Consider the following 13,041-nt stretch of genomic DNA (forward strand, 5'->3'; position numbering starts at 1 on the left):
AAAAATGCTCGATTGTTCATGCTTTCAATGGCATAGTTCTGCTAATTCAAGAAAAATAGTCAGTGAAGATGAGCTTAAATACGCAAATATTAATTGCTGCAATATTAGGAGTCGCATTTGGATTTCTACTCAACCAATTTCCTGAAACCCAATTTTTTGACACCAGTATTTATGCATTAGGGATAGCCAGTAGTATTTTTATTGGTTTACTCAAAATGCTGCTCGTGCCACTTATTTTTAGCTCGATTGTGGTGGGGGTGTCCAACTTACAGGCGGGTGGGCAACTCAGTCGTACATGGAAAATCACTTTAGCATGTTGTGTAACGACAACAACTTTAGCGCTGATTTTAGGTCTCACCTGTGCTCATTTATTTGATGTGGGTAAAGGGGTAGACATTGCGTTATTTCAAGATGCAATGAATCGTCATCAAACACCAGATACTCTAACCCCAAGCTCATTTTTTACCAATTTTATTCAAAATACTTTAATTAATCCCTTTAAAGCATTTGCAGAGGGCAACGTTCTTGCAGTTGTTGTTTTTGCACTGTTTTTAGGGGCGGCATTGGTGAAAGGTGGAGAGAAATTTAACAGCATTCGTGCCTTAAGCTTGCAATTCTTTGAAGTGATGATGCTGCTTGTGAGTTGGGTAATGAAGCTCGCACCAATCGGTATTTTTGCATTATTGGCGAAGCTGATTTCTACTGAAGATCTTTCAATTTTGAGCCGTTTAGCAGAATTTGCTGCGGTGGTAACAGGAACAACCATTTTTCATGGGGCAGTGGTCTTACCTTTACTGCTGTGGATATTTGGCAAAATGAATCCAATCACCTTTTTTAAAGGTACACGTGCTGCATTAATTACTGCATTTGCGACCAGTTCAAGTTCAGCAACAATGCCACTGTCGATGAAGTGTGCACAGGAAAATTTAGGTGTGAGACCTCAGACAGCAGGTTTTGTGATTCCATTGGGTACACAATTAAATATGGATGGTACGGCACTATATGAGGCTGCAGCCGCCTTATTTATTGCAAATTTGATGGGGTTAGATCTGAGTATTGGACAACAAGTGATTGTTTGTTTGACAGCAATGATTGCATCTTTAGGAGCACCAGGGATTCCAAGTGCTGGCATGGTCACGATGATTATGGTATTGCAATCAGTAGGCTTACCCGCTGAAGCAATTGCAATTTTACTACCAATAGATCGCTTGTTGGACACAGTGAGAACTGTGGTTAATGTACAAGGCGATATGATGATCAGTGTGGTGGTAGATCGCCATACTCGGGAAATGTAATCCTATGATTAGAGCTTATGAGGGTTGATACATTGTATAAAGATGGTCTTCCTCTTGATTGATTCGTTGTGCTAATACTTGACCAATGGTTTCATATTCAGTGCGAAACTCTTCAATATTATCATCACAAATAGCGGTTGTTTGCCATTTTTTAATAAACTTAATAAAGGCATGGGAAATACCGTTCATTTCTTTACGATAAAATTTGATGGTTTCGAGCTGTTCAGGATTTTGAATAAATTTTTGCTCAAGATAACAATAAAAACTGACATTTTCCTGCATGATATGACGATTAAACTCAGTTTTGAGTGTATCTAGATTCTGCTGAATTGCGTCATATTTTTGCGATAAAATATAGTATGAAATTTGACCATATAAGTTGATCAAGGCTTGATGATCATGTTTAAGTGCAGGAATAAGTTGTTCTGAATATGAAATCGCAGAGGTTGATTGATTGATGTTAGATGTGTGTTCAGCCTGTAGTTGTTGACTTGAGGCTTTGAATATTCCAAAGAGTTTTTGGAAAAATAAAATAATGCTATTCATCACGAATTTCTCATTTATTGTGATATTTGTTGTAATTTAACATTATAAATAGATTAAATCGAGCAATAAAAAAAGATCTGCATACTTTGTGCATACAGATCTTATGTTTGAACTCAATTGTGATTTTGTGTTGTTTAGGCAACTTTAGGGAGTGCGCGCTTAGCAGCAGGAGACTGATCTAAATATGCAATTGCATCTTCAGTTTTCGCTTCATGTACAGGATCATACCAAGGCATCAAATAACCAAGTTGTTGTGAAACCAACCAAAGTGGATGTGGCAATAAGCGATTATCTTTTTGAGCAATACTCGCCCATTCTTTCCAAACCCAAGGCTTATAGACAGCAGGCTTCTTGTCAGCAAAACGTGGGTCTTGACCCATGATATGTGCTGCGCCGTCGACCCAAAGCCCAAGTACAGCAATAATCACAAGCACACTTTGATAATAACGTGAAATATAACCACCACCTAAATGACGGTATAAATCAAATGCGACTGTACGATGTTCAATTTCCTCAGCACCATGCCATTTCACAAGATCTAGCATATTTTCATCAGCACCAAGGCGTGCCCATTCTTTATTGTAAAGTGCGTATTTACCAAGAACACAGGTCATGTGTTCTACAGTCGCGACAACGCCTAAACGGAACAGATCCCATTGATGATCAAGAGCCTCAGGAATTTTTAAACCTAAAGGCTGATCTGCTAATAACTTACCAAATAGAAAGTCCATCACATCTAGGTTGCGTTGAATATCAATATTCCGCACGGTTAAATATTCTTTATTTGCGGATGTATGTGCTTGAGCATGCATGGCTTCTTGGCGAATAAAAGCACGAACATCTTCTGCTAATTTTTCGTCAGTGACTTTAGGTAATACACGGTTATAAAGGCGGCAGAACCAAAATTCACCCGCAGGCAAAATATTGTTAATTTCATTAATAAAATAGCTTGCAAAAGGCTGATTTGGGATCCAATCAATAGGGGTTTCCTGCCATTCAAACTTCACCTTTCGTGGTTTGATATGATACTGAATAGACGATCCAATCTTACTGTTTTTTAATTTCGATAATAATTTCATTACAGTGTCCTAATTTTTTTAATCTGTTACTACACATTTTATATTTAGTATAAAAAAATGTCCTAAATAGTTATTAGCAATTTAGGACATTCAAATATCAATAGGTGATGTATTTGGTCAGACAATTACAAAATTATTTGATCTGGTCTACATTATTCACTAAGTTTTCATTAAATTTTGCTAAGTCAGTCTCTTCTATCTCATCATCAGAGAACTCTGGAATGCTGTCTAAGTCAAAACCTGTTGGGTTGTTTAACGTGAAATTTAAACGACCACCCATGATGCTTGCTAATTCTTCTAAGCCCTCTTTATTTAAAGATGAAAACAATTGAATAGAAAAATTTAATTTCATTTTTTTCAATTCTTGTTTCACTTCTAAAAGTGCTTTATTGGCAGGCCCACGATTGAGTTTGTCAGATTTGGTGAGTAATACATGCACAAATAGCTGACGAGAGTATGCCCATTCCAACATCATGACATCAAAATGTTGTAAAGGATGGCGAATATCCATCAGTAAAATTAAGCCTTGTAAACTTTTGCGATGAATCAGATAATTTTCCAATTCTTTCTGCCAAACAATTTTCATTGCTTCGGGAACGGCTGCATAACCATAACCTGGTAAGTCGACCAAACGTTGATCTGGATTTCCCAAACTAAAAAAGTTGATCATTTGGGTACGACCAGGTTTTTTTGACGCACGTGCGAGTTGTTTTTGGTTGGTGATGGCGTTAATTGCGCTAGATTTCCCCGCATTTGAACGACCTGCAAATGCAACCTCATACCCCGTGTCTTCTACACATAGGTCGAGTTTGGGTGCACTCATTAAAAACTCAGCTTTGCGTAGCCAATTGAGTGCTGTACTCGCATATTCAGAAATAGCTGAATCGACTTTTTTTTCGTAGCTAATTTTCTGCCGAGGCGCATTTGCTGTTTTACTGTTTTTCGACTTTCCACTGCTGCGATGCATAATTCAACTTCAAACTAAAAATTATGCCTAGTATAAATGATCAAGCTGCATCTGACGAATTTCTTGCTATAAATTCAAAAATAACAAGCATCATCCGAGTTGAATCAATGCAATAGGTGAATTTTGCGATGGCGCTGCACCATTAGAACGATGTAACACATCTGCAACCGTATATTGATCTAATACTTGATAAAACTGCTCAACAGCTTGATCTAAGATACCTTTTAATCCGCAATTACGACGTAAAACGCAGGGCGGAGTATTGCATTCTACGATTGGGACTTGACCTTGTAAAATGCGAACCATCTCGCCTAATTTTAAACTGTGAACACTAGGATTTAAGCGAATGCCCCCGCCTTTACCTCGCGTGGTGATGAGCCAATCTTTTTTTGCCATAAAATGTACAATTTTAACCAAATGATTTTCTGAAACTTGTAAGTCTTTGGCAATTTCAGCAATGGTATAGGGCGTATCTTTAGGTCTTGCTGTATATAAGACGAGGCGAAGTGCGTAATCGGTAAATTTATTTAACTGCATAACGCTTTCAGTTGGTGAGTTTAAGACTATGTTAACGTGAAACTTGTTGAAAGCAAAAAAATTGAAAATAAATCTGACTGAATGAATGATGAAAAGAGATCAAAATAGAATATTGAAAAATGATTGGGTAAGAGTATAAATTTTTAAATCAATCAAATAGGTCAAACATCGTTTGACCTATTTAAGTACACAGAAGTTTAGCTTAGCCTTTTAATGGCGCAGTGACTTCTAAGCTGTCACCAACTTTGTAACTTTCTAATAGAATATTTGCAACAGAATATTCAGTTGCTGTCTCTACAGGTTTAACTTCAATTTGATATTCAGTATTGTTTTGTGCTGTTGCAAAAGTAAACTGTTGAGGTTGTTGAATGTTGTGATTTGGCACTTGTACTTTTACTGAAATGTACTGACTCGCTTCAGCAGCAGGGAGGCTTTGACCATCTTTTGCTTTTAGTGTGAATTTCTTACCTGTCTCCGTATTTTCTAGTGCAGTAATTTCAAACTCACGCCAACCTTTCCAGCCGCCTTCTTGTGTTGCTAAGCCATCGTATTTCGCTTTTTCGACATTAATTAAAATATCTGCAAGTTGTAAGTATGCTTCTTTCCACGCAGCAATTAATTCTGATTCAAATGGGACATCTAAAACTTCACTGATTGAATGTAAAAGATTTTCACCCACAATTGCATATTGATCTGCTTGAATATTTAGACTGACATGTTTAGTCGTAATGTGTTCAATGGCTTTAGCTAAAACACTTGGGTTTTCAATATGTTCTGCATAAGCTAAAACTGCAGCAGCGAGTGCACGAGGTTGGCGACCGCTACTTTGATGATCCATGTTAAAGACATTTTTTAGATCAGGATTATTATTCAACATGCGGTTATAAAAATATTGCGTTAAGGCAACGCCATTTTCACGTAGTACAGGCACTGTAGATTTAACAAGTTCGATATGTTGAGGGGTCATGGGAGGCCTTTTTTTATTTGCGTTTATAAGATGTATTTAAAATACATTTTTAAGAGGGAAATAGCAAGCTTTCTTGAAATAAAAACCATAAAGTAAATAAGGAATAGTTAAATACTCCTTATTTAATCAGTAATTATAAAAATAAGAGAAGGGATTATTTCCCGCCAAATAATGAGCCAAGCAGACCACGCACAATTTTTTGACCTGTTGCCCCCCCTAGGCTGCGTGCTGCACTTTTGGCGAATGTACCGAGTACATCCTGAGTCATTTTAGCTCTTGCCACTGCTGCTTTGGCTTCTTCTTTTTCCTGCTGTTGCTGTGCTTTGGCTTGTTGTTTTTCTATAATCTGCTGTTGTTTTTCCTGTTCTGCAGCGGCTTTGATAGCAGCTTGTTGCTGAGTACTTTCAGCGACTTTACGTTGTAGTATTTCATAGGCACTATCACGGTCCACTTCAGCCTCATATACGCCGGCAACGATACTTTGTGTCATGAGTGCTTTACGTTCATCTAAGGTGATTGGACTAAATGATGAGTAAGGCGGCATGACCATGCCACGTTCCACAACTTGAGGTGTGCCTTGCTCATCTAAACAACTAATTAAAGCCTCGCCTACAGCAAGTTCGGTGATCGCTTCATCGACTTTAAACTCAGGATTTGCGCGGAAGGTATCTGCTGCGGTTTTGACTGCTTTTTGATCTTTTGGTGTGAATGCACGAAGCGCATGTTGTACACGATTACCTAATTGTCCAAGTACATCTTCTGGAATGTCTAATGGGCTTTGGGTGATAAAATAAATCCCGACACCTTTAGAACGAATTAAGCGTACCACTTGTTGAATTTTTTCTTGTAATGCAGGGCTTGTATTGTTGAATAATAAATGCGCTTCATCGAAGAAAAATACCAATTTGGGCTTATCCATATCACCGACTTCAGGTAGTTTTTCAAACAACTCAGATAACATCCAAAGTAAGAATGTTGCATAGAGTTTTGGGGTATTGATTAATTTATCCGCAGCCAATAAATTGATATAACCTTGTCCATTTGAATCTGTTTGGATGAAATCCATAATGTCTAAGCTTGGTTCACCAAAGAAGCGATCACCGCCCTGATCACCAAGTGCTAACAAATTTCGTTGAATTGCACCAAGACTGGCAGGAGAGAGGTTGCCGTATTCAGTTTTTAGCGCAGCTGCATTTTCACTGACATAGCTGAGGATGGCTTTGAGGTCTTTAAAGTCGATCAGAAGTAAACCTTGATCATCAGCAATACGAAATACAGCCGAGAGCACACCTTCTTGCGTTTCATTTAAATTCAATATTTGTGCAAGAAGTAAAGGGCCAATTTCAGAAACTGTGGTACGAATCGGATGTCCTTGTTCACCAAAGAGATCCCAAAAAATTGTAGGAGATGCAGCAAAAGGAATACTTTCAATGCTTAAGCTTTGAATACGTTCATCAAATTTAGGATTGCTTGATCCTGCTTTAGCAATACTCGACACATCACCTTTGGCATCAGCTAAAAATACGGGTACACCAATACGAGAAAAGCTTTCAGCTAAGACTTTTAAGGTGATGGTTTTACCTGTACCTGTTGCTCCCGCAATCAAGCCATGTCGGTTAGCAAATTGTGAATGTAATACGATGTCTTGTGAAGTATCTGAAGTTTTTTTTGCGATGACGATTGGTGTACCCATTGTTATTCCTATAGCTTTAATTTGAGTTTGAGTATTTTGTTGAATTCAATTTTTATCTCATTGTTGTTATACAAAATGCCATGAATTAAAGGTGTAGTAAAACTGTTTTTATTATGAATGAGTGGCTAATGAAAAGTTCCTTCTCTTGCGCCATGTGTGGCTCAGAGAAGGTTAGGATGAGGAGTGTGATAAATTAACCTAGAAGTGCCTTCAATCCATTTTCAATATCCTCAATCAAATCATCCGCATCTTCCAAGCCGATACAGAAACGTACCAACAAACCCTTTTGCAAATGTGAATGTTCCAAATGGCGCATATCATTTAAGTTATATAACATCACTAAACTCACAGGACCGCCCCAACTAAAGCCGAGTTTGAATAACTTTAAATGGTCACAGAATTTACGAATAGCAGTCATGTCATATTCAGCTTTAAAAATGACACTGACTAAACCCGCACTTTGCTCATTTTGGCAAGTTTCTTTCCAAAAAGCATGGCTGATATTATCAGGGTCAGCAGGATGAAGCACTTGTGCAAAAGCATCTTGTGTTTTTAACCATTGTAAAATTTTTATAGCACTTTGAGATTGTTTTTCATAACGAAGTTGCATAGATGCTAGGCTACGTTGGACTTGTGCAGCATCATCACCTGAAATCGCAATGCCTTGAATCGCATGTGCGCGAAACAGCTTGTGATGTAAAGCTTGATCACGCGTGACCACAGAGCCCATGAGAATATCACCACCACCGCTTGGATATTTAGTCAAGGCATGTACAGTCATATCTACAGTTAAATGCTCCTGACTGAAATCAAAGGCATTAAAGGCTAAACCTGCGCCCCACGTATTATCAAGTGCTGTGAGTATATTGTTGGCTTTGGCTTTTTTTACCAAATTGATCAGGTCGGGAAACTCTAAAGTGACTGATCCAGCTGCTTCTAACCAAAGCAGTTTGGCTTTCTCTGTGGGTTGAAAACTATTAATATCAATTGCGTTATACACTTTAACGATAATGCCATAACGTGATTCTAAATTGCGCAAATGTTCCATATTAGGACCATAAATATTGTCTGCAACCCAGACCTCATCTCCTGTTGCTAGAAAACAAGCATTGACTAAATTAATTGCAGATAGACCACTTGGGCATAATAGACAATATTCACCACCTTCGATTTGGGCAATATTATCGCCTAGTGTGAACGTGCTAGGTGTACCGTGCGTACCATAACTATAGTCATACGGATCAGTCCAATGCCGATCAAACAATGCTGTTGTATCATTAAAAATAATGGTAGATGCACGATAGATTGGGGGTTGAATCGTGTTGATCCATTGAGGTGCTTTACGTTCAGCATGAACCAAAGCAGTTTGCGGATGAAGTTTCACAACAAGGCTCTAGATACCAATAAAAGATGATTAAAGAGAAACACAGAAAGCATGTAGCGCAAAGTTTTAAAATGTGAATATTTATAAATTAAAAAGGATTTGGCTTCATTTTTGCTTAATTAAAATCATGATCAAAGACATTATGACAAAAATGGTGCTCAGATGAAAAAATTAAAAGTACATTATTTTAGACATATTGCAGGCGAAGATTTTGGCGCATGTTATGACTATTTAAAATCCCTAAATGCACACATTACAGCAACTGAATTTTATGCCTTACCTAAGGATTTCGCATTAGATATAGAGGCTCTGCCTCAAGTCGATGATGTGGATCTGCTGATCATTATGGGTGGTGAAATGAGTGTGAATGATGAAGCGAATTATCCTTGGTTAAAAATTGAAAAGCGTTGGATACGCCGATATTTGGCAACAGAGAAACCTGCAATTGGTTTGTGTTTAGGTGGGCAGCTGATCGCCAATGCTTTAGGTGCAAATGTCTATCGTAATCCAATGCAAGAGCTGGGTTGGACAACCGTATATAAAAGTACGGCCACACCTGAGTTTTGTTTTCAATTGCCTGAGAAAATGCGAGTCATGCAATGGCACAGTGAAACCTTTGATATTCCTAAAGGTGCTGTACGTTTGGCTGAAAACGAAATTTGTAGAAATCAGCTGTATCAGATTGGGAAAAATGTATTGGGTTTCCAGTTCCATCCTGAAATTACCCCACAAAGTTTAGGGCTCTTTATTGAACATGAAGAAGATCAGCAAGTCTTTCAAGGGCATTATGTGCAGCCATTAGAGAGTTTAAAAATATCGCCAAAAGATGATTTTATGGCAGGTCATCAAATCTTAAATCAGGCGATTGATTATGTCTTAAGACATTAAAAAGTCTGCTTGAGATTTAAGCAGATTGATTTTGATGAACTATTTAAAAACAATTAAAAAATGCTAAATATATTTGCTTAAGCGTTAAACAATCGTTATAATGGGCGACCCTTTAATACGAAGGGTTGGGTAACGAAGAAAGTTACCCAGATCGTTACAGTCGTGGCATCGATCACGACCTTAGTGATTTTCACTGCTCTTGACACTTGCCTTTTTAGTGGGGTGAGATGCGTCAGGAGTGATTCTTTATATATTTGGCTTGGAGTTAACTGGTATGTCTAACCAGAGAATTCGTATCCGTCTTAAGTCTTTTGATCATCGTTTAATTGATCAATCTTCTCAAGAAATCGTAGAAACAGCAAAACGTACTGGTGCGCAAGTTTGTGGTCCAATTCCAATGCCTACACGCATTGAACGTTTTAACGTTTTAACATCACCACACGTAAATAAAGATGCGCGTGACCAATATGAGATCCGCACTTATAAACGTTTGATCGATATCGTTCAGCCTACAGATAAAACTGTAGATGCGTTGATGAAATTGGATCTTGCAGCTGGTGTTGATGTTCAGATCGCATTGGGTTAAGGCTTTCGGTTAATTAACGCTCTAAGTTAATTAAGCCGCTTTTTTAGAGGTTTATGCACATGGCTATTGGTTTAGTCGGTCGCAAGTGCGGTATGACACGTATCTTTACAGATGCTGGTGTTTCTGTACCTGTAACAGTGATTGAGGTTGATCCTAACCGTATCACTCAAATCAAAACGCTTGAAACTGATGGTTATCAAGCGATTCAAATCACTACTGGTGAACGTCGCGAATCTCGCGTAACTAACGCTCAGAAAGGTCACTTTGCGAAAGCAGGTGTTGCAGCTGGTCGTTTAGTTCAAGAATTCCGTGCTACAGAAGCTGATCTTGAAGGTCGTGAAGTTGGTGGAACTATCGGTGTAGACTTGTTCACAGTAGGTCAAGTTGTTGACGTAACTGGTCAATCTAAAGGTAAAGGTTTCCAAGGTGGTGTTAAGCGTTGGAACTTCCGTACGCAAGATGCTACACATGGTAACTCTGTATCTCACCGTGTAATCGGTTCTACAGGTCAAAACCAGACTCCTGGTCGCGTATTCAAAGGCAAAAAAATGCCTGGTCACCTAGGTGATGTACGTGTAACTACACAGGGTCTTGAAATCGTTGCTATCGACGTTGAACGTTCAGTTCTTGTTGTTAAAGGCGCGGTTCCTGGTGCTACTGGTGGCGACGTAACTGTTCGTCCTACTATCAAGGCCTGAGGGGAAATAACGTGAATTTAAATACTGTTTCCGGCTCTGCTGTTGAATTGTCTGAAGTTGCGTTTGGTCGTGAATTCAATGAAGCGCTTGTACACCAAGTTGTTACAGCTTATTTAGCTGGTGGTCGTCAAGGCTCAAAAGCACAAAAATCACGTGCAGACGTTTCTGGCGGTGGTAAAAAACCATTCCGTCAAAAAGGTACTGGCCGCGCTCGTGCTGGTTCTATTCGTAGCCCAATCTGGGTTGGTGGTGGTAAAACTTTTGCTGCTCGTCCACAAGATTGGTCACAAAAAGTGAACCGTAAAATGTACCGCGGTGCAATGCAATGTATCTTAGCTGAACTTGTTCGCCAAGATCGTCTTGTATTAGTTGAAGAGTTTGCTGTTGAAGCGCCTAAAACTAAAGAATTGCTTGCAAAACTTAACGACTTGAACGCTACTCGCGCATTAATCGTTACTGAAGCTGTAGATGAAAATCTATATTTAGCTGCACGTAACCTTCCACACGTTGATGTGGTTGATGCTGCTGGGATCGATCCTGTTGGCTTGATCGCGTTCGATAAAGTTGTAATGTCTGTTGCTGCTGCTAAGAAAATTGAGGTAGAACTCGGATGAACAACGAACGTATCTATCAAGTCCTCCAAGGACCTGTATTCTCAGAAAAAGCACAAGTTTTAGGTGAGACTGCTGGTGTTCAAGTATTTAAAGTTGCACTTGATGCAAACAAACTTGAAATCAAAAAAGCAGTTGAACAATTGTTTGGTGTGGAAGTTGTTAAAGTTAACACGACTATCACTAAAGGTAAGACTAAGCGCTTTGGTCGTACATTAGGACGTCGTTCTGATGTTAAAAAAGCATACGTCACCCTGAAAGCTGGCCAAGATGTTGAAATGGCTGACTTGGGCGATACCGCTGAAAACGCAGCGGAGTAAGGACGAGAATTATGCCTATTCAAAAATGTAAGCCAACGTCTCCAGGACGTCGCTTTGTAGAGAAAGTGGTTCATAGCCATCTTCACAAAGGCGCGCCTTATGCACCGTTGGTAGAAGCTAAAAAACGTACTGGTGGTCGTAATAACAACGGTCACATTACAACTCGTCACGTTGGTGGCGGTCATAAGCAGCACTATCGTCTTGTTGACTTTAAACGTAACAAAGATGGTATTCCTGCAACTGTAGAGCGTATTGAATACGATCCTAACCGTACATCTCATATTGCACTTGTGCTTTATGCTGACGGTGAACGTCGTTATATCATTGCACCTAAAGGCCTTCGTGCTGGTGATAAAGTACAATCTGGTAACGATGCTCCAATTCGTACAGGTAACTGCTTGCCACTTCGCAACATGCCAATCGGTTCTACATTACATAACATCGAGCTTAAAATCGGTAAAGGCGCACAATTAGTACGTTCTGCTGGTACTTCTGCTCAGTTGTTAGGTCGTGACGGTTCTTACGCGATTATTCGTCTACGTTCAGGCGAAATGCGTAAAGTACACGTTGAATGTCGCGCTGTGTTAGGTGAAGTATCTAACTCAGAAAGCAACCTTCGTTCACTTGGTAAAGCAGGTGCATCACGCTGGCGTGGCGTTCGTCCTACCGTTCGTGGTATGGCGATGAACCCAGTAGACCATCCACATGGTGGTGGTGAAGGGCGTAATAAAGGTATTCAACCTGTAAGCCCATGGGGTCAAAAAGCGAAAGGGTACAAGACTCGTACCAATAAGCGTACGACTAAGATGATCATTCGCGACCGTCGCGTTAAGTAACAAGTAAAGGAATCTGACAATGCCTCGTTCTCTGAAAAAAGGCCCATTCGTCGATGCGCACTTGTTCGCTAAGGTTGAAGCGGCTGTAGCGAGTAATTCTCGTAAGCCGATCAAAACTTGGTCGCGTCGTTCGATGATCCTCCCAGATTTTGTTGGTTTAACAATTTCTGTACATAATGGTCGTAACCATGTTCCAGTGATTGTATCTGAACATATGGTTGGACATAAATTAGGTGAATTCGCGCCAACTCGTACCTATCGTGGTCACGGTGTTGACAAGAAGTCTAAACGTTAAGGTGCTATGATGGAAGTTACTGCTAAATTACGCGGTGCCGCTATCTCGGCACAAAAAACTCGTTTGGTTGCAGACCTAATCCGTGGCAAATCTGTTGCTCACGCGCTTAACATCCTTAACTTCAGCAACAAAAAAGCTGCAGTTTTGGTTAAAAAGGCATTGGAATCTGCAATTGCAAACGCTGAACATAATAACAGTTTAGATGTAGACGATCTTAAAGTAACTACGATTTACGTTGATGAAGGCATGAGCCTTAAACGTATTATGCCACGTGCTAAAGGCCGTGCAGATCGTATTACTAAGCGTACTTGTCACATCACCGTTAAGGTAGGGGTTTGA

Annotated in this window: 16 protein-coding genes; 9 read left to right on the top strand and 7 right to left on the bottom strand. The window is 39.5% G+C overall.

Annotated features, from left to right (window positions below; all coding sequences use genetic code 11):
* Window positions 1-68 precede the first annotated feature (68 nt).
* Complete coding sequence (locus HX129_RS08250) at window positions 69-1,295, top strand: dicarboxylate/amino acid:cation symporter (RefSeq protein WP_286434837.1); 1,227 nt, start codon at window positions 69-71, stop codon at window positions 1,293-1,295.
* A 15-nt stretch (window positions 1,296-1,310) separates the two neighbouring features.
* Here HX129_RS08250 and HX129_RS08255 read toward each other — a convergent pair whose 3' ends face one another.
* From HX129_RS08255 to HX129_RS08285, 7 genes are all read right to left on the bottom strand, one after another.
* A complete protein-coding gene (locus HX129_RS08255; RefSeq protein ID WP_130074336.1) occupies window positions 1,311-1,841 on the bottom strand; it encodes a hemerythrin domain-containing protein in 531 nt (176 codons plus the stop codon).
* Between the two features lie 134 nt (window positions 1,842-1,975).
* On the bottom strand, window positions 1,976-2,920 hold the full coding sequence (locus HX129_RS08260) for a metal-dependent hydrolase (protein WP_286434836.1): 945 nt from the start codon (window positions 2,918-2,920) through the stop codon (window positions 1,976-1,978).
* A 133-nt stretch (window positions 2,921-3,053) separates the two neighbouring features.
* Window positions 3,054-3,887 (bottom strand): ribosome biogenesis GTP-binding protein YihA/YsxC, encoded by an 834-nt coding sequence (gene yihA / locus HX129_RS08265; protein ID WP_286434835.1) that lies wholly within the window; start codon window positions 3,885-3,887, stop codon window positions 3,054-3,056.
* Between the two features lie 90 nt (window positions 3,888-3,977).
* Window positions 3,978-4,424 carry an RrF2 family transcriptional regulator gene (locus tag HX129_RS08270; protein ID WP_286434834.1) on the bottom strand — a complete coding sequence of 149 codons (447 nt, stop codon included), beginning with the start codon at window positions 4,422-4,424 and terminating at the stop codon, window positions 3,978-3,980.
* A 202-nt stretch (window positions 4,425-4,626) separates the two neighbouring features.
* Window positions 4,627-5,391 (bottom strand): globin domain-containing protein, encoded by a 765-nt coding sequence (locus HX129_RS08275; RefSeq protein ID WP_130074340.1) that lies wholly within the window; start codon window positions 5,389-5,391, stop codon window positions 4,627-4,629.
* A 154-nt stretch (window positions 5,392-5,545) separates the two neighbouring features.
* Window positions 5,546-7,084 (bottom strand): helicase HerA-like domain-containing protein, encoded by a 1,539-nt coding sequence (locus HX129_RS08280; protein ID WP_286434833.1) that lies wholly within the window; start codon window positions 7,082-7,084, stop codon window positions 5,546-5,548.
* 193 nt (window positions 7,085-7,277) lie between these two features.
* Window positions 7,278-8,468: a PLP-dependent transferase gene (locus HX129_RS08285; protein WP_286434832.1), complete on the bottom strand. Its 1,191-nt coding sequence runs from the start codon at window positions 8,466-8,468 to the stop codon at window positions 7,278-7,280.
* Window positions 8,469-8,630: 162 nt separating this feature from the next.
* Here HX129_RS08285 and HX129_RS08290 point away from each other — a divergent pair, with 162 nt between their 5' ends.
* The 8 genes from HX129_RS08290 to rplV all read left to right on the top strand — a co-directional run bounded on the left by HX129_RS08290 (window position 8,631) and on the right by rplV (window position 13,041).
* The gene (locus HX129_RS08290) at window positions 8,631-9,356 is read left to right on the top strand and encodes a type 1 glutamine amidotransferase (protein WP_180046753.1); all 726 of its coding nucleotides are present in this window, start codon (window positions 8,631-8,633) and stop codon (window positions 9,354-9,356) included.
* A gap of 274 nt (window positions 9,357-9,630) precedes the next feature.
* Window positions 9,631-9,942, top strand: coding sequence for a 30S ribosomal protein S10 (gene rpsJ, locus HX129_RS08295; RefSeq protein WP_004725677.1), 312 nt, complete (start codon window positions 9,631-9,633; stop codon window positions 9,940-9,942).
* Between the two features lie 59 nt (window positions 9,943-10,001).
* Window positions 10,002-10,640, top strand: coding sequence for a 50S ribosomal protein L3 (rplC, locus tag HX129_RS08300; protein ID WP_130074344.1), 639 nt, complete (start codon window positions 10,002-10,004; stop codon window positions 10,638-10,640).
* A gap of 11 nt (window positions 10,641-10,651) precedes the next feature.
* Window positions 10,652-11,254 carry a 50S ribosomal protein L4 gene (gene rplD / locus HX129_RS08305; protein ID WP_130074345.1) on the top strand — a complete coding sequence of 201 codons (603 nt, stop codon included), beginning with the start codon at window positions 10,652-10,654 and terminating at the stop codon, window positions 11,252-11,254.
* Entirely contained in the window at window positions 11,251-11,571 is a 321-nt protein-coding gene (gene rplW / locus HX129_RS08310; protein WP_130074346.1) for a 50S ribosomal protein L23, read from the top strand. The genes rplD and rplW overlap by 4 nt, the downstream gene beginning before the upstream one ends.
* Before the next feature lie 11 nt (window positions 11,572-11,582).
* The gene (gene rplB, locus HX129_RS08315) at window positions 11,583-12,407 is read left to right on the top strand and encodes a 50S ribosomal protein L2 (RefSeq protein WP_107007577.1); all 825 of its coding nucleotides are present in this window, start codon (window positions 11,583-11,585) and stop codon (window positions 12,405-12,407) included.
* A gap of 19 nt (window positions 12,408-12,426) precedes the next feature.
* Window positions 12,427-12,702 carry a 30S ribosomal protein S19 gene (rpsS, locus tag HX129_RS08320; protein ID WP_004869548.1) on the top strand — a complete coding sequence of 92 codons (276 nt, stop codon included), beginning with the start codon at window positions 12,427-12,429 and terminating at the stop codon, window positions 12,700-12,702.
* A 9-nt stretch (window positions 12,703-12,711) separates the two neighbouring features.
* Entirely contained in the window at window positions 12,712-13,041 is a 330-nt protein-coding gene (gene rplV, locus HX129_RS08325) for a 50S ribosomal protein L22 (RefSeq protein WP_065994096.1), read from the top strand.

The sequence above is a fragment of the Acinetobacter sp. 251-1 genome (assembly GCF_030329305.1).
GTDB lineage: Bacteria > Pseudomonadota > Gammaproteobacteria > Pseudomonadales > Moraxellaceae > Acinetobacter > Acinetobacter piscicola_A.

Coding starts and splice junctions, on each gene's coding strand:
- HX129_RS08250 (WP_286434837.1), top strand. CDS start 69: ATGAGCTTAAATACGCAAATATTAATTGCTGCAATATTAGGAGTCGCA.
- HX129_RS08290 (WP_180046753.1), top strand. CDS start 8,631: ATGAAAAAATTAAAAGTACATTATTTTAGACATATTGCAGGCGAAGAT.
- rplV (WP_065994096.1), top strand. CDS start 12,712: ATGGAAGTTACTGCTAAATTACGCGGTGCCGCTATCTCGGCACAAAAA.
- HX129_RS08270 (WP_286434834.1), bottom strand. CDS start 4,424: ATGCAGTTAAATAAATTTACCGATTACGCACTTCGCCTCGTCTTATAT.
- HX129_RS08255 (WP_130074336.1), bottom strand. CDS start 1,841: ATGAATAGCATTATTTTATTTTTCCAAAAACTCTTTGGAATATTCAAA.
- HX129_RS08280 (WP_286434833.1), bottom strand. CDS start 7,084: ATGGGTACACCAATCGTCATCGCAAAAAAAACTTCAGATACTTCACAA.
- HX129_RS08260 (WP_286434836.1), bottom strand. CDS start 2,920: ATGAAATTATTATCGAAATTAAAAAACAGTAAGATTGGATCGTCTATT.
- HX129_RS08275 (WP_130074340.1), bottom strand. CDS start 5,391: ATGACCCCTCAACATATCGAACTTGTTAAATCTACAGTGCCTGTACTA.
- yihA (WP_286434835.1), bottom strand. CDS start 3,887: ATGCATCGCAGCAGTGGAAAGTCGAAAAACAGTAAAACAGCAAATGCG.
- rplW (WP_130074346.1), top strand. CDS start 11,251: ATGAACAACGAACGTATCTATCAAGTCCTCCAAGGACCTGTATTCTCA.
- rpsJ (WP_004725677.1), top strand. CDS start 9,631: ATGTCTAACCAGAGAATTCGTATCCGTCTTAAGTCTTTTGATCATCGT.
- rplC (WP_130074344.1), top strand. CDS start 10,002: ATGGCTATTGGTTTAGTCGGTCGCAAGTGCGGTATGACACGTATCTTT.
- rplB (WP_107007577.1), top strand. CDS start 11,583: ATGCCTATTCAAAAATGTAAGCCAACGTCTCCAGGACGTCGCTTTGTA.
- rpsS (WP_004869548.1), top strand. CDS start 12,427: ATGCCTCGTTCTCTGAAAAAAGGCCCATTCGTCGATGCGCACTTGTTC.